The sequence below is a fragment of the Dactylosporangium sp. NBC_01737 genome, assembly GCF_035963215.1.
In the GTDB taxonomy this organism is placed as follows: domain Bacteria; phylum Actinomycetota; class Actinomycetes; order Mycobacteriales; family Micromonosporaceae; genus Dactylosporangium.
On sequence record NZ_CP109153.1, the window covers coordinates 12,482,120 to 12,502,607 of the forward strand.

The 20,488-nt window shown below is 69.5% G+C and carries 23 protein-coding genes and 1 pseudogene; 12 read left to right on the plus strand and 12 right to left on the minus strand.

What is annotated here, in order from left to right; genetic code table 11:
* Positions 1-24 precede the first annotated feature (24 nt).
* The 6 genes from OHA72_RS57430 to OHA72_RS57455 all read right to left on the minus strand — a co-directional run bounded on the left by OHA72_RS57430 (position 25) and on the right by OHA72_RS57455 (position 3,963).
* Positions 25-648 (minus strand): DUF1275 family protein, encoded by a 624-nt coding sequence (locus OHA72_RS57430; RefSeq protein ID WP_327004535.1) that lies wholly within the window; start codon positions 646-648, stop codon positions 25-27.
* Complete coding sequence (locus tag OHA72_RS57435) at positions 630-2,027, minus strand: APC family permease (protein ID WP_327004536.1); 1,398 nt, start codon at positions 2,025-2,027, stop codon at positions 630-632. The genes OHA72_RS57430 and OHA72_RS57435 overlap by 19 nt, the downstream gene beginning before the upstream one ends.
* 187 nt (positions 2,028-2,214) lie before the next feature.
* On the minus strand, positions 2,215-2,511 hold the full coding sequence (locus tag OHA72_RS57440) for a hypothetical protein (RefSeq protein ID WP_327004537.1): 297 nt from the start codon (positions 2,509-2,511) through the stop codon (positions 2,215-2,217).
* A gap of 35 nt (positions 2,512-2,546) precedes the next feature.
* On the minus strand, positions 2,547-3,230 hold the full coding sequence (gene scnC / locus OHA72_RS57445) for a thiocyanate hydrolase subunit gamma (protein ID WP_327004538.1): 684 nt from the start codon (positions 3,228-3,230) through the stop codon (positions 2,547-2,549).
* Positions 3,227-3,532, minus strand: a complete 306-nt coding sequence (locus tag OHA72_RS57450; RefSeq protein WP_327004539.1) for an SH3-like domain-containing protein — start codon at positions 3,530-3,532, stop codon at positions 3,227-3,229. The genes scnC and OHA72_RS57450 overlap by 4 nt, the downstream gene beginning before the upstream one ends.
* Entirely contained in the window at positions 3,529-3,963 is a 435-nt protein-coding gene (locus OHA72_RS57455) for a hypothetical protein (RefSeq protein ID WP_327004540.1), read from the minus strand. The genes OHA72_RS57450 and OHA72_RS57455 overlap by 4 nt, the downstream gene beginning before the upstream one ends.
* A 46-nt stretch (positions 3,964-4,009) precedes the next feature.
* Between OHA72_RS57455 and OHA72_RS57460 the strand changes: the two genes are divergently transcribed.
* The 6 genes and pseudogenes from OHA72_RS57460 to OHA72_RS57480 all read left to right on the plus strand — a co-directional run bounded on the left by OHA72_RS57460 (position 4,010) and on the right by OHA72_RS57480 (position 7,300).
* Positions 4,010-4,273 (plus strand): hypothetical protein, encoded by a 264-nt coding sequence (locus tag OHA72_RS57460; protein WP_327004541.1) that lies wholly within the window; start codon positions 4,010-4,012, stop codon positions 4,271-4,273.
* 475 nt (positions 4,274-4,748) lie between these two features.
* Positions 4,749-4,961 carry a hypothetical protein gene (locus OHA72_RS57465; RefSeq protein WP_327004542.1) on the plus strand — a complete coding sequence of 71 codons (213 nt, stop codon included), beginning with the start codon at positions 4,749-4,751 and terminating at the stop codon, positions 4,959-4,961.
* 170 nt (positions 4,962-5,131) lie between these two features.
* Positions 5,132-5,500 (plus strand): annotated as a pseudogene (locus OHA72_RS65385) (IS3 family transposase); the annotation flags it as partial.
* A 115-nt stretch (positions 5,501-5,615) separates the two neighbouring features.
* Positions 5,616-5,843 carry an integrase core domain-containing protein gene (locus tag OHA72_RS65390; RefSeq protein WP_442788447.1) on the plus strand — a complete coding sequence of 76 codons (228 nt, stop codon included), beginning with the start codon at positions 5,616-5,618 and terminating at the stop codon, positions 5,841-5,843.
* Positions 5,844-5,913: 70 nt separating this feature from the next.
* Positions 5,914-6,048 carry an SPW repeat domain-containing protein gene (locus OHA72_RS57475; RefSeq protein ID WP_327004543.1) on the plus strand — a complete coding sequence of 45 codons (135 nt, stop codon included), beginning with the start codon at positions 5,914-5,916 and terminating at the stop codon, positions 6,046-6,048.
* Between the two features lie 1,045 nt (positions 6,049-7,093).
* On the plus strand, positions 7,094-7,300 hold the full coding sequence (locus tag OHA72_RS57480) for a hypothetical protein (protein ID WP_327004544.1): 207 nt from the start codon (positions 7,094-7,096) through the stop codon (positions 7,298-7,300).
* A gap of 101 nt (positions 7,301-7,401) precedes the next feature.
* Here the strand turns inward: OHA72_RS57480 and OHA72_RS57485 are convergent, their stop codons facing one another.
* Positions 7,402-7,911, minus strand: a complete 510-nt coding sequence (locus OHA72_RS57485; RefSeq protein WP_327004545.1) for an RICIN domain-containing protein — start codon at positions 7,909-7,911, stop codon at positions 7,402-7,404.
* A 560-nt stretch (positions 7,912-8,471) separates the two neighbouring features.
* Here OHA72_RS57485 and OHA72_RS57490 point away from each other — a divergent pair.
* The 4 genes from OHA72_RS57490 (at position 8,472) to OHA72_RS57505 (ending at position 14,439) form a co-directional block, all read left to right on the plus strand.
* On the plus strand, positions 8,472-9,845 hold the full coding sequence (locus OHA72_RS57490) for an NACHT domain-containing protein (RefSeq protein WP_327004546.1): 1,374 nt from the start codon (positions 8,472-8,474) through the stop codon (positions 9,843-9,845).
* 59 nt (positions 9,846-9,904) lie between these two features.
* The gene (locus OHA72_RS57495) at positions 9,905-10,771 is read left to right on the plus strand and encodes a hypothetical protein (RefSeq protein ID WP_327004547.1); all 867 of its coding nucleotides are present in this window, start codon (positions 9,905-9,907) and stop codon (positions 10,769-10,771) included.
* A gap of 220 nt (positions 10,772-10,991) precedes the next feature.
* A complete protein-coding gene (locus tag OHA72_RS57500; RefSeq protein ID WP_327004548.1) occupies positions 10,992-11,147 on the plus strand; it encodes a hypothetical protein in 156 nt (51 codons plus the stop codon).
* A 238-nt stretch (positions 11,148-11,385) separates the two neighbouring features.
* Positions 11,386-14,439, plus strand: a complete 3,054-nt coding sequence (locus tag OHA72_RS57505) for a glycoside hydrolase family 9 protein (RefSeq protein ID WP_327004549.1) — start codon at positions 11,386-11,388, stop codon at positions 14,437-14,439.
* A 74-nt stretch (positions 14,440-14,513) separates the two neighbouring features.
* Here the strand turns inward: OHA72_RS57505 and OHA72_RS57510 are convergent, their stop codons facing one another.
* A complete protein-coding gene (locus OHA72_RS57510) occupies positions 14,514-14,669 on the minus strand; it encodes a hypothetical protein (RefSeq protein ID WP_327004550.1) in 156 nt (51 codons plus the stop codon).
* 181 nt (positions 14,670-14,850) lie between these two features.
* Between OHA72_RS57510 and OHA72_RS57515 the strand changes: the two genes are divergently transcribed.
* Together OHA72_RS57515 and OHA72_RS57520 are read left to right on the plus strand one after the other, a co-directional pair.
* A complete protein-coding gene (locus tag OHA72_RS57515) occupies positions 14,851-15,546 on the plus strand; it encodes a response regulator transcription factor (RefSeq protein ID WP_327004551.1) in 696 nt (231 codons plus the stop codon).
* Between the two features lie 10 nt (positions 15,547-15,556).
* Positions 15,557-16,660 (plus strand): sensor histidine kinase, encoded by a 1,104-nt coding sequence (locus OHA72_RS57520; protein ID WP_327004552.1) that lies wholly within the window; start codon positions 15,557-15,559, stop codon positions 16,658-16,660.
* 31 nt (positions 16,661-16,691) lie between these two features.
* On the opposite strand, the gene vanX is transcribed toward OHA72_RS57520, so the two are convergent.
* From vanX to OHA72_RS57540, 4 genes are all read right to left on the minus strand, one after another.
* Positions 16,692-17,333: a D-Ala-D-Ala dipeptidase VanX gene (gene vanX / locus OHA72_RS57525; protein ID WP_327004553.1), complete on the minus strand. Its 642-nt coding sequence runs from the start codon at positions 17,331-17,333 to the stop codon at positions 16,692-16,694.
* Positions 17,330-18,370, minus strand: coding sequence for a D-alanine--(R)-lactate ligase VanA-Sc (vanA-Sc, locus tag OHA72_RS57530; protein WP_327011871.1), 1,041 nt, complete (start codon positions 18,368-18,370; stop codon positions 17,330-17,332). The genes vanX and vanA-Sc overlap by 4 nt, the downstream gene beginning before the upstream one ends.
* Positions 18,363-19,310: a D-isomer specific 2-hydroxyacid dehydrogenase family protein gene (locus OHA72_RS57535; RefSeq protein ID WP_327011872.1), complete on the minus strand. Its 948-nt coding sequence runs from the start codon at positions 19,308-19,310 to the stop codon at positions 18,363-18,365. The genes vanA-Sc and OHA72_RS57535 overlap by 8 nt, the downstream gene beginning before the upstream one ends.
* A 426-nt stretch (positions 19,311-19,736) precedes the next feature.
* Complete coding sequence (locus tag OHA72_RS57540) at positions 19,737-20,438, minus strand: hypothetical protein (RefSeq protein ID WP_327004554.1); 702 nt, start codon at positions 20,436-20,438, stop codon at positions 19,737-19,739.
* Positions 20,439-20,488 lie beyond the last annotated feature (50 nt).

Below are 20,488 nucleotides of genomic sequence, written 5' to 3' on the forward strand. Positions count from 1 at the left end.
CCGGGGGCAGGCCGGCCGCGTCGCTCATCGCCGGCGACGCAACGACCGCAGCGTCAGCATGAGCGCGACGAGCACCGCCGCGGCGAGGGCGAAGGTCAGCATCGGACCGATTCCGACCAGCGCGCCGACGAAGCTTCCGCTGACGTAGCCGCCGATGCCGAGCAGCCCCAGCAGCACGCCCTGCGACGCCTTCCGGCGAGCCTCGCCACGGCCGGTGATCCAGGCGACGACGCGGGTTCCGATCTTCGTGACGGTCCCGGACTGGTACGTGATCGTGGTGGCGATCCCCGCGGTCCGGGCGAACAGCCCTCCCAGGCAGCCCATGAAGAACGCCCCGGCGGCGGCGAGCACGGCCCGCCGGTCCAGGCCCGGCGCTCCCCGGTCGAGCGCGGCGCCCACGACCGCCCACAGCAGCAGGGCGGCGAGCGCCAGGCAGAACCCAGCAACAGCAGGATCCGGCCGGTGACCGGGATCGCAGGTGCGGCGCACCCCGAAGGCGACCCCCGCGCCGAGTCCGAACGCGCCGATCGAACACGCCGAAGCGAGCCACAACGGGTCGCGGCCGGCCAGGCCCATGCCCACATGGACGAGATTGCCGGACTGGTTGGCTACGAAGACGCCGTACCGGGTCACGGCCAACGCGTCCATGAGACCCGCGATACCCGTGGCCACCGCCAATGCCAGCACCGGGAACCTGAACTCCACGCGGGAGTCCGCGGCGGCCGGACCGCCCGTCGCACCCACCGGCTCAGCGCCTCGGCCCAGCGACGGTGACCGCCGTCGCCTCCTCGATCCGCACGACCAGCACGACCACCCACGCGCCGACGGTTAACTTGGTGACCAGGAACGCCACGGTGGCCACCCCGGTCGTGGTGAACACCCCGGACGGCGTACAGCGGGATCAGCCTGATGGTCTGCCCGCGCACCGCGACGAGCAGCACCCCGGCCAGGCCGGCCAGCGTCCAGATGCCGACGGCGAACACCTGCCGCTCGTCGCGCAGCGAGAACAGGTGCGGCAGGTAGTTGTCGTGGGCCAGCCGGCTGGTCAGCACCGGCAGTCCGCCGAACGAGGTGTTGGCGGCCAGCATGAGCACTACGGTGATGGTCACGGCCATCACGTAGTACGCCCAGTTCCTGCCGACGGCGAGGGCGATGACCTGGCTCAGGATGGTCTCACCGGACCGGGGGCCGAGGTGCCAGCGGTCCGCGAGCACGGCCAGGCCCAGCAGCATCGCGCCGAGGATGCCGCCGAGCAGCAGTTCGGTCCGCTTGGCCCGGGCCACCCGAGGCTGTTTGAACAACGGCACGCCGTTGGCGATCGCCTCCACCCCGGTCAGCGCGCTGCACCCCGCCGAGAACGCCTTCAGCACCAGCAGGACACCCACGGCCTCCAGCCCCTCGGTGGGCGCGAGCGGCTGCCCCTGGCGCGGTGTGTGCAGCGCCAGCGGGTGGATCAGGCCGATGCCGATCACGACCAGCAACCCGGCGATGAACGCCATGGTGGGCAGCAGGAACGCCCGGGCCGTGTCGCCCAGGCCGCGCAGGTTGAGCGCCGTGACCAGCGCGAGGATGGCCAGGCAGATCGGGACCGTGGCCGGGGTCAGACCCGGGAAGGCCGACGTCAGCGACCCCACCCCGGCGGCGATCGAGACCGCGACCGTCAGCGTGTAGTCCACGACGAGCGCCGCGGCGGCCAGCACGCCGACGCTGGGCGGGAAGTTCGCCCGGCACACCGCGTACGTGCCGCCGCCACCCGGATAGGCCTCGATGACCTGGCGGTAGGAGAACACCAGGATGGCCAGCAGCACGACGATCGCGACCGAGATCGGCAAGACCAGCTGCAGCGCGACGAGCCCGGCCGGCGCGAGCACGACAAGGATCGCCTCCGGCCCGTACGCCACCGACGTCAGCGCGTCCAGGGAGAGGGCAGGAAGCCCCTCGACCGGCGTGATCTGCTGCTTGGCCAGCTGCCGTGCCCGCAACGGGGGCCCGACGAGGAACCGCCACACCGCCGCCACCGCGCCCATGGTCTGACCGCCCGCCTCGCCCGTCGGTACCCGCTGCGCCACCGCCCTTGCCGGCACCGCCCTTGCCGGCGATCGCCTGCCCGCAGGCCGGCACTCGGTGCCAGCATGCAATGCGGAGAGTCGCCGGCATGTGCGCTGGACGCCGCCGGCGGCTCAGGCGGCCCATCGGGCGGGCCAGCCGACGAGGTCAGACATCCTCAAGCCTGGCGCGGACCTGCGCCATCTTCGATCGCAGCTCCTGCTCGTCCAGGATGCCCTGCTCGATCAGCAGATGGGCGACCACGAGCGCGGATCGGGCCTGCACGGGATAGTCGACGTACACGGTCTCGCCCAGCCGGTCCTCGGTATGCCGGCGTTCGAGGTTGTCGAGGGCGCCGCGCCACGACAGGCATTCGCAGGTCGCCTGCATGCTCGACTCCCACGGGTCCGGCATGCGGTCCAGCTCGGGCAAGCTGCGATCCTGGCGGCGAGCCTGGGTGCTCATGATGTCAATCAGAGGATGGCCCGCTGTCGCCCCGGTCATCGACGTCCACCGATCTTCTCGTTCGGCGGGTTCGCGGCGGTCCACTCAGGGTTCGGCAGGGCGACACCGATCATCGTGTCCCTTGTCACGATCGACGCGAGCTGCTCCTCGGACCACCCCTCGGTGCCTTCCGGGCGCATGGGCATCACCATGAACCGGGACTTCTGGTTCGAGTCGTGCACCCGCACCTCGACGTCCGGCGGCAGGTGGAGCCCGAACTCGGCCAGCACCTCACGCGGCCGGCGCACCAGCCGCCGCCGATAGTTCGGCGTCCGGTACCAGTCCGGTGACATCCCGAGGACGGGACGCGGGTAGCAGGAGCACAGCGTGCAGACAATCACGTTGTGGACCTTCGGCGTGTTCTCCAGGACATAGAAGTACGTGTAGTCGCTGGGCGTGCCCTTCCCGGTCGGGTCGAGCCAGTCGACGCCCACCGCCTTGCTCGCCTCGGTGCCGTCGCTGAGCAGCTGCTGCTTGAAGGCGGGATCGAGCCACGCCTTGGCCACCAGCTGGGAGCCCTTGGCCGGCGTGCGCGCCTCGGCCCATTCGGCGAAACGCCGGTGGTCCTCGGCGGAGAACAGGCCGTGTTCGATGGCGAGCTCACGCACCGCGCGCTCCAGCACCTCGAACTCACTGACCTCGGCAGGTCCCTCAATGTGCTCGTGTTCGGTATGAGTCACTTCGTGGCCACCTTCTCGGGTTCGAGCCAGCGTTCGGAGCACTCGGTCTCCAACGTGTCGACGTCGAAGCCGGTGTAGTCGGGCCAGAGGTCGGTCTGCCGGAAGCGCACGACGTAGAAGGGCTCGTGGCGGCCGTCCTCGTCACGGCCCCAGGCCTCATCCTCCGGAATGACCCACTCGGGCCGGTATTCGGTGACGACACCGGTCCGCCCCCTGGCGAACCGCTGTGTCCTGGTGTGGAACAGGCTGGTGGCGTCCCGCACCGTCACCCGATCCCCGATCGAGAACCGTCGCTGTGTCATGACTTCTCCTTCATGCGCGCCCGTACCTCGTCGATCTTCGAGGACAGTTCGTCGGGCGTGATCAGCCCCTTGTCGATGAGGGTCTTGGCGGCGACTGTGATCCACCGCGCGTAGTACGGCAGACCGAAGTAGAGCGTTGCTCCAAGGTCGTTCTCCGCCCTGCGCCTGATCTCTGCGTTCCACGCACCACCCCACGCCAGGCACTCGCAGGTGACATAGGTGTTCATCTCCCAGGCTTCTTCGCCCTTCTCCTTGTACGGCTCCGGCAGCGCGGGTTGTCCACCCACGTCGTGCAGGACGCTGCGGAGCGCCGCGTACGTCTCGTTCGAGATCTCGTAGGGTGAGTCCAGCGGGATCCGCTCGACGGGCAGGATGCCGGCGATCCCTCGCGTGATCTCCTCGAAGCGGACATTCAGGCTTGCCGTGCTCATCGTTGCCTCCGTCGCTTGGTCGCAAGCGGACTGCGTTCCCGGGGCGATGACGATCACGCACGGGCTGGTCGACGGCACCGACGAGTGCCGCTGGCCGCCCAGATGTGCGGCCATGACGACCGTGCACATGATTGCAATGCACGATGTGTGCGTGATTCTCGACGAGCCCTGCGCGGGACCGTCGCATCCCCAGGCCCACGCTACCCAGGCAGCCACGACGACACCGCCGATCGGCGCATCTGTTCGGCGTATCCTCCTCGCCACCACCCGCGGCGGGCAGGCCGGACCATGCGTGGTCGCGCACGACTAGTGGCCGGCGTGGACCTTCTCCGCCGCCTCGGCGCCTACCTGATGCGTGCCATCGTCGACCTCGGCAACGACATCAACCCCGTCCCGCTCCCCTGCAGGGAGGACGGTGACGACAACGCATCCTGACCGCGGTCGTGGCGCACGAGGGCCGTCACGGCTCCGCCGACCGCTCGCGCAACCGGGGGGAGAGAGAGTTCACCCCGCCCGCCTCCAGACGGCCTGGAGCCCTTCGCTCCGCCGCATCCAGAAGTAGCCGTAGGCCGGGGTGCTGCCCAGATCCGGCCCGATCTCGCGGAGCAGCACCTTCGTGAAGCTCCACCCTCGGACCGGACACCCTGAAACCAGACAGTTGGTCTGGGGAAGGATGTCCTGGTGCCACGTCCATCGAAGTACCCTGAGGAGTTCCGCCGGGACGCGGTCGAGCTGGTCCGCTCGTCGCCGGCCGGACGATTCGTGAGATCGGCCGAGAGCTCGGCGTGAACCACGAGACCCTGCGCAACTGGGTGAACGCCTCCAAGCGGACCGAGCAGTCCGATCGGGCCGAGGGCAGCGCTGAGCGCGACGGGCAGGTCAGCGTGGACGAGCGGGAGGAACTGCGCCGGTTGCGGAAGAAGGTCGCGGAGCTGGAGTTGGAGAAGGAGATTCTCCGTAAGGCGGCCCAGTATTTTGCCAAGGAGATGGGTCGTTGATCCACCGCTACCGGTTCATCTCCGAACACCACGCCACCTACGGCGTCACGCGGGTGTGCCGTGTTCTGGCGGTCGGTCGTCGGCAGGGCTACTACGAGTGAGTCGCCGCCCAGCCCGCCCGTCAGGAGCGTGCTGAGGCCGAGGACGACCTCGCTGCCGAGATCCGCGCCATCCACGGCGAGCACAAGGGTTCCTACGGCTCGCCGCGTGTGACGGACGAGCTGCGCCGGCGCGGCCGCCGGGTCAACCGCAAACGGGTCGAACGCATCATGCGGGAACGCCACATCGTCGGCATCACCCGCCGCCGGCGGCGAACGCTGACCAGGCAGGACAGCACCGCCGCGCCTGCACCGGACCTGATCGGACGTGACTTCACCTCGCCGGCGCCCGGGCACCGGCTCGTCGGCGACATCACCTACCTGCCTACCCAGGAAGGCTGGCTCTACCTGGCCACCACCATCGACCTGTTCAACCGCGAAGTCGTCGGCTACGCGATGGCCGAGCACACGCGCGCCGACCTCGTGTGCGACGCGGTCGAGCTGGCCCACCGGCGCGGTCTGGTCAAGCCACAGGCCATCTTCCACTCCGACCGCGGCTCAGTACACCTCGGCCGAGTTCCGCACCACGCTCAAGACGCTCCACATGAGAGGGTCGATGGGCCGCGTCGGATCGTGCTACGACAACGCCGTCGCCGAGTCGTTCTTCGCGACCCTGAAAGCCGAGATAGGCACCCGAGTCTGGGCCACCCGGGCCGAGGCACGCCGAGCCGTGTTCGCGTACCTTGCCTACTACAACCGCAACCGTCTACATTCGACACTCAACCATCGCACCCCGTACGAGGCCCGCGTCTGCTACCGTCAGGCCATCGCCCTCGCGGCATGAAACCCCGGTGTCCGATCCTGGGGGTGGAACTTCATTCTTCGCTGTGGCGTTGACCGCCAACCTATACGACATGGCAAACCTCGTGGTGCGCGTGGGTGTGCACCCCGACAACGCCCTCTATGTCAACAACCTCGTCGCCGGCGCGGTGCTGCTGGCGGCCGGTGTCTACTTCGCGCTCCGCGTCAGGGGATCGAAGGCGTCGTGACGCACGTCAGCCAGGACCTGGACGACACGGTCCACCAGCGCACGAGGCTGGGGATCCTGGTCGTCCTGGCGGAAGGCAAGCGGGTCCAGTTCGGCTTCCTGCAGGAGACGCTCGGCCTCACTGACGGCAACCTGTCCCGCCACGTAGAACCCCAGCTCAAGAGGCCGTCACCGGACTACGCAATCGCCCTGCCCGCCCCGGGCCGAATCCGGCCGGGATCTTGGCATCCGGATCTGCCGCAGGTTTCGCGCGACCGCCGATACGGAGGTCGTCATGCTTCGTGGCGGCAGGTTCGGCGACGGACCACGGCAGCAGTGCTCGTTGGTGCCGGAAGTAGTGCGCTCGTGGATCGACATTGCCTTGTCGCGAGACGCCCGGAACATGGCAAGGCCTTGGACGGGGCTCAATGGCTGGATTCGGCAACGAGGCGCGGCGCGCGATACTACGGTGGTGGTCGACGTGGACGTCCGAAGCCGATTGGCGGGCATCGCCGACTACGACGGCTGAAGGGGTCGCGCTGAGCCCCACGCCAAGCGGCCCGGCATGTACTTCATCGTCACTGCTTGCCCTTGGTTGGCAAGGCGCTCCGGTTGCCGCACTACGACTCGCTGGAACGGTTGCGCAGGCCCTGGCCGACGTGCCCGTGCCGGCCGGGCGCGGAGTCATTGCACTGTCGGCACGAGATCGGGCCGCACCCCATCGAAAGCGAGGCCGAGGCCCGGAACTGCCGAATAGCGTGAATGTCGGCGGCTCGGCACACTGCGGTGGTGGACGCGGAAGACGTGGGCGCGCGGTTGGTCGATCGATTCGGTCCCGAGGTCGAGGGGTGGCTCGCTGAGGTCCCGGCTCTGGCTGTGCGTTGGTGGCTTCGATCGCCCCGATGTAGTTGGCGCGTTGTTTGAGCATGGTCTTGCGGTATGAGCCGACGATGCACCGCTCGGCGTCGAGTCGTTTGGATTCGGCCGGCGGCTCGAACGTCAGGACGTAGGAGAGCAACGCTCCTTGCGGTGAGTCGCTGCCCCGGCTGACCGCGACCGTGACACGGATGATCGGCACAGCGATGAAGGCGAATGGTGCGCCGAGGCAGACCGCCAATACGCCGCCGATAATGACCGCCAGAATCGGGGCCATCGTCGGCGGCGATGTGTTGGACGCGTCTCGGTGGGCCGATGAAGCCTGGGTCGACTACCTCGCCCTCGATGACCTTGCCGCAACCCTGCTGTACATTCACAAAATCGAAGATAGCCGATGACACTCTCCGCACACGCGGGCATGAACCGTTTCTGCCTTGATAATCCGAACCTGTCATGCCCGCGTGGGGTCAATACCGGGTCAATACCCAGCTAGCGCGCCCTAGTACCAGTACCAAGTCTGGCGGTTATCAGCATTCATTCCATTGTACAGCAACACGGTTCCGTTGAAATCCGTTGACAGCCAGCCCCCGGTATTGAAGCTTTTGAGGTTAAAGGGCCAACCACCGGAATAGAGGTCTCCTGGGGTTCCGTACCAGCGGAACGAGACAGACACACCGCTGCAAGGGGCAGTGACCACATGTTCGTAGTCCACCTGCTGCAGGCAGCGTCCGGTCACCTTGTTCTGCAGCACATATGTGCCATACCAGGGATCATTCGGATAGATCTGAATTGCCCGCCACTGCTGGTTGGCGTCGTTGCAGCCGCCCCAACTGTAGACTTGGGTGCTCCAGTCGGTTGCCAGGCAATACCCTGTCTCTTCATTTCGCAGATAATGCCAGTCCCCGTAGAAGTCGGCGCTTGCCGGTGCGACGGATGAGACGACCAAGGCTCCTGTGACCGCGATGCTCGCCAGCAGTCCCGCGGCGATACGGCGCAGCGAATTCCGCATTGCCAACCTCACTTCTCACCTTCTCTCGATTAACGCTCTCATGCACACGCACAGGTTGACCGTTGCCGCAGGCATGGGCTGTTGTGTCCGTTCGGAAGGGCGTCAACGAGTTCAGGCAGCCTGGTCAAACGCTTCGAGCGCTTCCCATGACACGAGCAGCCGTCATGACCTATGCAGGTGGCATCTACACATAGTGATCATTGTATACGTCGGGCTCCATCCGCACTACCCCAGATTTATAGGTCTGGATTACCTCCAATGGCAGTGTCGATGTACGAGCCAGCCGCCCAACCGAGGTGCCTGGTCTGGCATGCCTGATCTGTCCTGGTCTGGCTTGGTCTGGTCTGGCATGGCGTGTTCCACTTGACCCGTTACACATCAGCTTCAGTTGACGGGTGACAGTCGGCCGGATCTCTCCGGTTCTGCTGTCACAGTGCGTAACCGGCGTGCCGTCCTATCGCCGGGGTTGGGATCCTCGACGCCGGTCAAGACGCGCGGTCAGCGGCATAGCGGACGTTCGTAGCGTGTCGGGTACACAGCGTTTGCGACCGTGGCCGGTGGTGGGGCTCACGGTCCTGGTGTTGTTCCTCATCGGCACGGCGGTACTGGCTGTGTTGCTCTCCCACGCGAATGCCGAGGTCGTCGGCGTTGTCGTGTCGATCGCGACCGCGGTGGTCACGCCATTGATCACCGCCATCGCGGTCCAGCTGTGGCGGCGCCGGTCCTGGGCGGAACTGGATCTGGCGGCGGCGCTGGCCGGAGCGGGAGACGATCTCGCCGAGGCGGTGCGGCGGCAGTGGGAGCCGGCGGTGATCGATCGACGCCTGCGCGACCCGATCCCGGTGCGCTGGGCCTGGTCGACCCGGCCCGTGACGGGGCGGATCAATGAGGTGGTCGGTGTGGGCGACGGGTTGGGCATCGACCGGCTCGAACAGCTGCCCGGGACCGTGCGACTCACCGCCGAGGCGGTACAGGCCGGTGGGCTGGCGCAGCTGTTCGCCGTCTACGCCGGTCTGGGCTCCGGCCGGACGGTCGTGCTCGGCGCTCCCGGTTCCGGCAAGTCGGCGGCGGCGATCCTCATCCTGCTCGAAGCCCTCAGGCATCGCCGGGCCCTCGATGCCGACACCCGCGCACGGGTACCGGTTCCGGTCCTGTTCACGCCGCAGACCTGGGATCCGCATCGCGAGTCGCTGCACGGCTGGCTGGCCCGGCGGATCAGTGGTGACTTCCGGTTTCTGCGCGACGCCAAGTACGGCCCCGACGTCGCCGCGCGGTTGATCGGTGACAATCGCATCGCGCTGTTCCTCGACGGGTTCGACGAGATGGCGCCGCAGTACCGGGCGGCCGCGCTGGAGGCGCTCGACGATCAGGCCGACCTCCGGCTGATGCTGTTCAGCCGGAGCGAGCGGTACACCGAGGCGGTCCGCGGTCGACACCTGCGCGGCGCGGCGGCGCTGGAACTGCGTCCTGTGCCGGCCGTCGAGGCCGCCCGCTACCTCGCGCGCTGGCAGGTCGCTGACCTGCCGCCGCCGTGGCGCCGGCTCATCGAGGAGCTCGAAACGACACCGGACGGCCCGCTGGCCCGGGCCCTGGCGTCACCGTTGACCGTCACGCTCGTCCGGGACACCTTTCCGGACCCGTCCGAACTCGAGGAACTCCTCGTACCGGGCCGGTTCAACACGCCGGTCGAGGTCGAGGACCACCTGCTCGACCGGGTGCTGCCAGCCGCCTACCGTCAGCGTCCGGGGCAGCCGCCCGCGCAGTACGACCTCTCCCACGCCCGTCGTTGGTTCGGCCACCTGGCCGCCGAGATGGCTCGCCGGAACACCAACGAGCTCGCGTGGTGGCGGATGCATCAGTGGGCGCCGTCGTGGCTGCGGGTGGTCGTCACGACGCTCCTGGGGGCTTCACAGCGGCGGCGACGGCCGCCGTAATCGCCTGGCTCACCGAGGACTTCGGGGAACGCGACACGATCGACCCCCCGCCGGCTGCGATGGTCGGGATCCTACTCGGCGCGGCGATCGGCCTGGCGCAGGAGCGCCGGGAATCCCCGGTCAGTGGGTTGACCGGGTTCCGCGGCTCCCGGTTCAGCCCTGCCATGGGCCTGGTGTCCGCGCTGGCCGCCGGGATCGCCACCGCGCTGACCGTCGGTCCGATTCTCGGGCCGTCCGGGCTCGTCATCGGCGTTGCCGCCGCGGTTACCGCGGGGACCGCGACGGCCTTCACGTCGCGGGCCGGAGCGCAGCGCCACACGGAGGCCCTGCCGCCGCAGGCCGGCATAGCCGGAACGCTGGGAACGGGACTCACACGGGGCCTGCCCGTGGGGTTCGCCACCGGCGTGGCGCTCGGGACCTCCGCGGGATTGACCACCGGCCTGGTCATCGGGCTGACGTTCGTCGTGGCCTTCGGGCTGGTGGACGGCTTCGCCACCGCGGCCATGAGGGTCGCCGCGGTGCTCGACCCGGCCTCCGCGTGGCGGCAGGACCGCCGCCGCAGCCTCGCCGTCGGCGGTGTCTTCGGCGCAACCGTGGGTCTGGCCGCCGGGATCACGGACGCGATGGCCATGATCAGACACGACCCGTTCGTCGTCGCCGCGGTCGTCGGGCTCGTCACCGCCGTGGCGGTCGGCGTGGCGTTGACCATAGCGGCGGCCCTGGCGGTGTCCACGACCTGGCGGACGGCATTGTTCTTCCTGCAACTGCGCGCCCGCGGCCACGGCCCTGTCCGGGGCATGGCATTTCTCGCGGACGCCCACCGCCGCGGCGTGCTCCGCGTGGTCGGTTCGGTCTACCAGTTCCGCCACGCCCGGCTCCAGGACCGTCTGGCCCGCCACACCCCCGACGCAGGGCCGGACTCGTAGGGACGGATCGCGTCGGGCAACGGGCAGGCAGGCCGGTAGCCCGTGACCGTCTCGTCGCCTACCGTTCCGGTTCCGGGGGACGTGGGTGTCGACCGGTGAAATGGCGCCATTAGGTCATCCGCCGGCCGACCGTCGCCCGGATACAGAATGTCGAAGCACGCGCCGGCCGCGCCGACATCGGCCGTCCGAAGGTCGAGGGGGCCCGAGACTGGGCGGCCCGGTGCGCACCGACGGCCTGCGCACCCTCGCCGCCCCGGCGGTGGCGGTCGTGCCGTCGTCCCTCGCGCTCCTCGGCGCCGCCCGCGGCGGCCGGCGGATCCTCAGTGCCGCGGTCCGGCGGCGGCGGACCAGCACCTCCGGTGCACAAGCAGCCTGACGGCCAGGCCGTCGAGGTACTCGTCTCGGCCCGCCGGGCGCTGACCACGTCCAAGGTGACCCACCGAGGTCCTCACCGACGGCTGATGATCGTTTTCAGGCGCTTTCATCGTCACCGCGCCGGTCGGCACGGGCCGCGCACGCCATCCACCGCGATTGATTGACGTTGGTGCGGCGCCCCTGCCAGCATCCGGCTGCCCGCCGACCGGCGTGGCACTCTGCCAGGGGGAAGGACCGCCGTGACCGGATCTGTCACATGGCGCGGACGCGCGGCGGCGCTGGTCGCCGTCCTGCTGCCGCTCGCCGGCCTGCCGTTGTTCGCGGACGCCGCGTGGGCGGCGCCGACCGAGCACATCGAGAACGGCACGTTTACCGACGGGACGGACCCCTGGTGGGCGGGCGGCACCACGCTGTCCGCCCGCGACGGCAGGCTCTGCGTCGACGTCCCGGCGGGCGCTGCGAACCCGTGGGACGTCAGCATCGGCCACAACGCCGTGCCGCTGGCCGACGGTGCCCGGTACACGCTGCGGTTCACCGCGCAGGCCAGCGCGCCGGTGACGGTCAAGGCCAACGTGCAGCTCAACGAGGCACCGTGGACCACCGTCACCAGCCACGACGTGGCGCTGACCAGCCAGCCGAGCACCCACACCTATGAGTTCACCGGCGGTATCGACTCGGCCAACGGCACGCTGACCTTCCAGCTCGGTGGTGCCGCCTCCGCGTACACCTTCTGCCTCGACGACGTGTCGCTGGCCAGCGAACCGGGCGAGGACCCCGGCGGCGGCCCGGAGCAGATCGACAACGGCCGGTTCGACGAGGGCACGCTGGCCTGGTACTCCTACGGCACCTCGAACACGGGGGTCACCGACGGCGCGCTGTGCGCCACCGTGCCGGGCGGCCTGGCGAACCCGTGGGACGCCGGCGTCGGCCAGAACGACGTGGCGCTGGTCGCCGGCGCCCAGTACACGCTGAGCTTCCGCGCCAAGGGCAGCTCGGCGGCGTCGGTCCGCGCCGCGGTGCAGCTCGGCGAGGAGCCGTACACGGCGAGCCTGGCGCAGGCGCTGACGCTGGACACCGCGTGGAAGAGCTACTCCTACACGTTCACCGGCGCCGGTGACAGCGCCAAGGGGCAGGTCGCGTTCCAGCTCGGCGGCGGCGCCACCGACCTCACCTTCTGCCTCGACGACGTGTCGCTCGTCGGCGGCGAGGCGGAGGAGCCGTATGTGCCGGACACCGGCCCGCGGGTACGGGTGAACCAGGTCGGTTACCTGCCGGCAGGCCCGAAGGCCGCCACCATCGTCACCACCCGCACCGAGGCACTGCCGTGGCAGCTGCGGGACGCGGCCGGGGCGCTCGTCGCGTCGGGCACGACCACACCCCGCGGAGTGGACGCCGCCTCGGGGCAGAACGTGCACACCGTCGACTTCAGCGGCTTCACCCGCCCCGGCGCCGGGTACACGCTCGTCGCCGACGGCGAGACCAGCCACCCGTTCGACATCTCCGCCGAGCTGTACCGGCGGCTGCGCTCCGACGCGCTGCAGTTCTTCTACATCCAGCGCAGCGGCATCGCAATCGACGGCGGGCTCGTCGGTGAGCAGTACGCCAGGCCCGCCGGCCACCTCGGCGTCGCGCCGAACCGCGGCGACACCGACGTGCCGTGCCAGGCGGGCGTCTGCGGCTACCGGCTCGACGTGCGCGGCGGCTGGTACGACGCCGGCGACCACGGCAAGTACGTCGTCAACGGCGGTATCGCCACCGCGCAGCTGCTCAGCACCTACGAGCGGACGAAGACCGCAGCGACCGGCCGGTTCGGCGCAGCCCTCGGCGACGGGTCGCTGCGGGTGCCGGAGCGGGGCAACCGCATCCCCGACGTGCTGGACGAGGCGCGCTGGGAACTGGACTTCCTGATGCGCATGCAGGTGCCGGCCGGTCAGCCGCTCGCCGGGATGGCCCATCACAAGGTGCACGACCAGGCGTGGACCGGCATCCCGATGCAGCCGCAGGACGACCCGCAGCTGCGGGAGCTGCACCCGCCGTCGACGGCGGCGACACTGAACCTGGCCGCGACGGCGGCACAGTGCGCCCGGCTGTTCGCCCCGTACGACACCGTGTACGCGCGCCGCTGCCTGACCGCGGCCCGCACCGCGTACGCGGCGGCGAAGCAGCACCCGGCGGTGCTCGCCGACCCGAACGACGGCAACGGCGGCGGGACCTACGCCGACGGTGACGTCAGCGACGAGTTCTACTGGGCTGCGGCGGAGTTGTACCTCACCACCGGGGAGGCCGGCTACCTCGGCGATGTGACCGCCTCCCGGCACCACACCGGTGACGTGTTCACCAGCTCCGGCTTCGGGTGGGGCTCCACCGCCGCACTCGGCCGGCTCGACCTCGCCACCGTCCCCAGTGGACTGTCCACTGCGGAGCGCAACAGGATCCGGCAGTCCGTGCTCGACGCGGCCGGCCGGTACCTGACCACGCTCCGCGGCCAGGCGTACGGGCTGCCGATGCCCGGCGACGCGGGCGCCTACTTCTGGGGCGGCAACAGCAACGTCATCAACAACGCGGTGGTGCTCGCGACCGCGTTCGACCTGAGCGGCCGGGCCGAGTTCCGCGACGGCGCGGTGCAGGCGATGGACTACATCTTCGGCCGCAACGCCCTGAACCAGTCGTACGTGACCGGGTGGGGCGAGCACGCGTCGCAGAACCAGCACAGCAGGATCTTCGCCAACCAGGCCGACGAGCGGCTGCCGCACCCGCCGGCCGGTTCCCTCGCGGGTGGCGCCAACGCGGGCCTCGACGACCCGTACGCGGCGAAGCTCCTGCGCGGCTGCAAGCCGATGTTCTGCTACGTCGACCACATCGAGTCCTACGCGACGAACGAGGTGGCGGTGAACTGGAACTCCGCGCTGGCATGGATGGCGTCATTCCTCGACGACCAGGGCACAGCGGCGCCGGCAGTGGCCGCCTGCACCGTGCGATACATCGACTACGGCCGCTGGCAGGACGGGTCGGGCTTCACCGGCCAGGTGGAGGTCACCAACACCGGGACCACAACGGTCGACGGCTGGACGCTACGGTTCGCGTGGGCCACCGACCCGGTGCTGCGCGAGGCGTGGATGGCGAAGACGACCCAGGACGGCGCGACGGTGACGGCGACGAACGAGACCTACAACCGGCGCATCCAACCGGGAGCGACGGTGATGCTCGGATTCAACGCCACCACCGCCTTGGGACTCGCGAAGCCTCCACCGGGGTTGTTCACCCTCAACGGCGCGGTCTGCGGCAGCGGCTGAGCCACCGGTGACGTGGGTCCTCCCGGGAGTCCGGGAGGGCCCACCACCGCGGAGCCGGCCGCTCCGAGTCGTGCTCATCTCCGGCCGCGGGCCAGCGCCGGGCCGCGTTCGCGCTGGAGTCGTTGCAGGGCGAGCTGGCGCACATCGTGGGGCCCGGCGGTGGTGATCCTGTGCGCGTCGACGATGGGGTCCGGCACCACGACGCTGCTCAGCGGCGTCGACCTTGCCATCGTCGCCACGCTCGAGGAGGCGGGCCAGGCGTCCTGGGCCGCCGCGGTCGTGGCCGTGTTCGGCGTCGCGTCGGTCGCCGGCGGGCTGACCAGGCCGACGGCGAGGTGTCTGCGAGGCCTGCCGGCCCGTATCCGGTTTTCCGTACGCGGACGATATGTGCCGGCTCGTAGCATCGGAAGCATGCGTGTCTTGGTCGTCGAGGACGAGCCCTACATGGCGGAGGCCATCCGCGACGGGCTGCGCCTGGAGGCGATCGCGGCCGACATCGCCGGTGACGGTGACACGGCGCTGGGGCTGCTGAGCGTCAACGCCTACGACATCGCCGTCCTCGACCGCGACATCCCCGGCCCGTCCGGCGACGAGGTCGCCAAGCGCATCGTCGCCTCCGGCAGCGGCATGCCGATCCTCATGCTCACCGCCGCCGACCGGCTCGACGACAAGGCCTCCGGGTTCGAGCTCGGCGCCGACGACTACCTCACGAAGCCGTTCGACCTCCGCGAGCTCGTACTCAGGCTCAGGGCACTCGACCGCAGGCGGGCGCACAGCAGGCCGCCGGTGCGACAGATCGCGGGCCTGCGGCTGGATCCGTTCCGCCGTGAGGTGTACCGCGACGGCCGCTACGTCGCGCTCACCCGGAAGCAGTTCGCCGTCCTCGAGGTGCTCGTCGGCGCCGAAGGCGGTGTCGTCAGCGCCGAGGAGCTGCTGGAACGGGCGTGGGACGAGAACGCGGACCCGTTCACCAACGCCGTGCGCATCACCGTCTCGGCGCTGCGCAAACGCCTCGGCGAACCGTGGATCATCGCGACCGTGGCCGGTGTCGGCTACCGCATCGACACGGCACCCGGAGTCGGGTGTGAGGGAGTGGACCGTGGATAGGCCGCCCGGTGTGAGCGTTCGGGTCAAACTCACCGCCAGCTACGCCGGATTCCTCATGCTCGCCGGCGTCCTGCTGCTCGCCACCGTGTGGGTGTTCCTGCTGCGGTACGTGCCCGATGTGGTCACCCAACCCGGCCGGCGGCCGATGGAGCCCTCGACCCCGCTGCTGACCGGACCGAGCCGCTCCGATCTGCTGCGCGCCTTCGCCCCGAAGGCGGCCGTCGTCCTGGTGTTCCTGCTGGTGTTCGGCCTCCTGGGAGGGTGGATCCTCGCCGGTCACATGCTGGCGCCCCTGACTCGCATCACCCAGGCCACCCGCGTGGCCGCGAACGGGTCGCTCTCCCACCGGATCTACCTGGAGGGCCGCAAGGACGAGTTCCGCGAGCTCGCCGACGCCTTCGACGCCATGCTCGCGCGGCTCGAGGCGCAGGTCGCCGAGCAGCAGCGATTCGCGGCCAATGCCTCCCACGAGCTGCGCACCCCGCTGGCGATCACGCAGACACTGCTGGACGTGGCCCGCAACGATCCGAGCCGCGACACCAGCGAACTTGTCGATCGCCTGCACTTCGTCAACACCCGGGCGATCGATCTCACCGAGGCCTTACTCCTGCTCAGCCGCGCCGACCGGCGGTCGTTCATCCGGGAGCACGTCGACCTGTCCCTCATCGCGGAGGAGGCCACTGAGACGCTGCTCCCGCTAGCGGAGAAGCGTGGCCTCACCATCGAGACCTCCGGCGATATCACCCCCACCGTCGGCTCCCACGCGCTGCTGCTGCAGATGACGACGAACCTCGTGCACAACGCGATCCTGCACAACCTGGCCGAGCGCGGCACGGTGTGGGTCACGACGAGCGTGCACCTCAAGACCGTGGTGCTCACGGTCGAGAACACCGGTGAGCAGCTCTCCCCGCAGTTGGTCTCCACGCTGGTCGAGCCGTTTCAGCGCGGCACCGGACGGATCCGCGACGGTCACCCGGGTGTCGGCCTCGGCCTGCCGATCGTCAAGAGCATCGCCCAAGCGCACGACGGAACACTCACCCTCACCCCTCGCCCCGATGGGGGGCTCCGCGTGACGGTCCGGCTGCCCGCCGCGCCGGCGCACACCGGTACGTGATGACCGCCGGCGACCACGACGCGCGGCGCCGTCACCGCCGTGCCAATTGCCTGCGCCGGCTCGACTCGGTGATGGGAAAGTCGAAGTAGGTGTCAGGGTAGGGCTCGTCCCGCAGCGTGTAGTGCCACCACTCGCGGTCGTAGCGGTCGAAGCCGGAGGTCTCCATGATGGAGCACAGGTGGTGCCGGTTGCCCGCCTCGGCCGGCGTGATCGCTGCCGCCCCGTGATGGGAGATCGCATCCATCAGGTCGTGGTCACCGCCCATGGGAGCCAGCTCACCGGTACCCAGGTGGTAGAGCGTCAGGTCGACGGTGCTGCCGCGGCTGTGGCCTGACCTGGCGGCGACGTATCCCTGTTCGAACATGGCGTGCCGCTCGATGTTCGGGTAGTGCCGCAGTTTCGTCCGGCCGTCCTCGGGCTGTTGCGACCAGCGCAGGAAGCAGTCCACGGCGCGCTGGGGGCGGTACCCGTCCCAGAGCAGCAGGCCGAAGCCGAGGGACGCGGCCGCTTCCTGCGCCCTGTCCAGGGCCGCGCACAACGCCGTCGTGCCGACGATCCGGTTGGCCAGATATCCGTCGACAGGTTTTCCGGTGAAGTTGTCCCACGTCGCGTACTTGGCGTCCCACCGGATTCCGGGCACCAGCTCGTCGACGAAGACGAAGTCGTCGTTCACTGCTGTTTTCCCGTCAACGCCAGCGACACCATCCGGTCGATCACCTCGGTGAGCGGCAGCCCGGCGGCCGCCATCATCCTCGGGTACCGGCTGTACGAGGTCATGCCGGGCAAGGTGTTGACCTCGTTCAGCACGACGGTTCCGTCCTCCTTGAGGAACATGTCGACCCGCGACAGCCCCCGGCATCCCAGGGCGCGATAGATGACCTTCGCTGTGTCCTGGACCAGCGTGCGTGAGGCGGCCGGGATGTCGGCGGGGACGACCGGTGTCGAGTTGTCGGAACCGGTCTCCGGCGCTCGCTCCTGGTGGATCCTGAAGAATCCGTGCGACAGGACGATGCGATCCACCTCGCCGGCGATCAGGTCCGGGTCGTTGCCCAGGATCGCGCAACCGACCTCGCTGCCGACGACGGCCTCCTCGATGAGCACCTTCGAGTCGTACTGCCGAGCGCTGTCCACCGCAGGCGCGAGCTCTTCCTTGCGGGACACTTTGCTGACGCCGAACGACGATCCCGAGCGCGCCGGCTTCACGAAGACGGGAAAGGTGAGCCGGTCGGGATCGATGTTCTCGTTCGCCGCGACCGTCCAGAAGTTCGGCGTGGCGACGCCCGCGCTTCCGGCGACGGCGTAGGCCAGGGACTTGTCCATGCACAGCACGGAGCTCTGGACGTCGCAGCCCACGTAGGGGATGCCGGAGAGCTCCAACAGGCCCTGCATCGCACCGTCTTCGCCGAGCGTGCCGTGCAGCACGGGCAACACCAGGTCCAGCCTGATCGTCTCGTACCTTCCGTGCTCCAGCACCAGCAGCCCGTGGACGCTGCGGTCCGGTGACAGCACGGCCGGGCGGCAGCTGCCGTCGTCCCAGTCCGCGTCGGGGCCGTCACAGAGCCTCCAGGCGCCGTCCTTCGTGATCCCGACCCAGAACGGTTCGTACCTGCCGGTGTCGAGGGCCTTCGCGATCTCTCGCGCGGATTTGACGGAGACCGGGTGCTCCTCGGAACTGCCCCCGAACATGATTCCGATCTTCAACCTATCCACGCCGGCTCCTGCTTTCAAACCTCAGGCAATTGATCAGGGACTGTTCCACGGTGTCGCTCAGGGCGTGGTCCGTGTAGTACGCGATATGCGGACTGACCAACGCATTCGGCAGCGCCCGCAGTCGCAGCAGCAGCTGGTTGTCCAGGGGTCTGTTGCCACAGTCCTCGTAGAAGACGCCTTCCTCCCCTTCGAGGACGTCCAGCGCCACGCCGCCCAATCTGCCGCGTTCCAGGGCCGCGACGAGCGCTTCGGTGTCCAGCAGCGAACCGCGTCCGGTGTTCACGACGAACGCGCCGTGCTTCATCAGCTCGATACGCCGGCGATGCAGAAGATGACGGGTGTCCGCGTTCAGCGGGGTATGGAGCGTGACGACGTCGCTCTGCCGCAGCAGTACGTCGAGCGCGACGTAGCGGGCAGCGGTCGTCGGGTGGCTGTCGTTGGCCAGCACCCGGCAGCCGAAACCACGCAGCCGGTCGATGACCGCGGCGCCGATGCGTCCCGTGCCGACCACCCCGACGGTCAGATCGCGCAGTTCCCTGCCGCGCGCCTCGGGCAACCGGTAGTCGTGGACATCCGCACGGCGGACGACGGTTCCCGCATTCCGCACTGCCATCAGGATCAGCATCAGGGTGTAGTCGGCCACGCTGTCGGGCGAGTAGGCGACGTTCTCCACGCAGATGCCCACGCTCCCGGCGTATTCCACGTCGATGTGGTTGTACCCGATGCTTCTGGTCGAGACGTACGTGACGCCGGCGCGGCTCAGCGCAAGCAGCGTGGAGTTCGCGACGTGCGTTCTGTGGCCGACGCTGATGCACCGGTTTCCGGACGCGAGGTGGACGTTGGCCTCGGACACCGCCGCCTCCGTGATGGTCGGCATCACGCCGAAGCGGGGCGCCATCGCCCGGAACAAGGCGCCCTCGTCCTGCCCGCACCCGTACATCGTGATTCCCGTCGTCGGCGCGGCGGGGGACGGCGCCGGCGCTCTGGTGCGGCGGGACGCTCGTGCTTGATCGCTGTAGGTCACGCCGTCCAGTCAAGGCGGCGGGGTGTTGCAGGCACGTATCCGGTTTCCGATACGCCGACGATATGCTACTGACCGGTAACCGATGGGAGTTCCGCCGGTTCGGCGGCGGCATCGGATCGCACAGTGCCGAAGGTCCAGCCGCCGCAGGTCCCGTCGTACGCGCCGGCACTGTTGAAGACCGCTGCGGCGTTCGACGTGCCGTCGCGGTTCGACCCGTACGTGATTGACGCGGGCCCCGCATCGCCGCGGCGTTCACCGAACTCGCCACCGCCATCTGAAGACCGAGCCCGGCCCTCGTCTTCACCGCGTTCCGGCGCTCCCCTGGGCGGCCCTGGACACGTTTCAGATCGGGGTAGCGACGGGGAGACCGGCGACACAGCGCACGTTGAGGCGGAGGTGGACGGCGAGCAGGTCGATCTCCACACGCGCCGTGTCACGGGCGCCGCCCTGGACGCTGACGACCTTCGCGCCGGGGGCGGGCAGCACCTCGACGACGCTCACCTTCCCGTCTGCGCAGCCGGCGACGACGACGCCGCCGAGGGTGGACAGGCGGACGGCGACCAGCGCCGACGTCGTGGTGGCGGGCGTGCCAGCGGCCGGCGGGGCGGTCGTGCCGCCGGGTGCCGGGTTGGCCTGACCGCCATCGCCTGTGGCGTTGCCCGGACGTCCGGCGATGGCGTCGGACTCGACCCGGTGATCCGGGTTCGTGTCCGTCGACGGACCGCTTCCGGTGTCCGTGGACGGACCGACGCCGGTGCCGGGATCGACGGGAGGCTCGCTCGTCCAGTCCGGCTGTGCGGGACCGGTCACGCTGGGCATGCCTCCCTCCGGGCCTGCCAGCCCCTGCGGCGGGTCGGCGTCACCGGACAGCAGGAAGGACGCCAGAATCACCGCCGCCGTGACCGACATGGCGAGTGCGAGCCGCAGCTGGCGCCGGGTGTGGAACTCCTCGATCACGTCGTCCGCCGGCGGGCCGGCGAAGATGCCGATCGCCCGGACCGGGCGGTCCGGGAGCGGGCTGCCAGCGGCCGCGGCCAGCAACACTGCGTGACGATCTTCGTGTCGGCGCGGCGCGATCTGTGCGGCATGTTCGG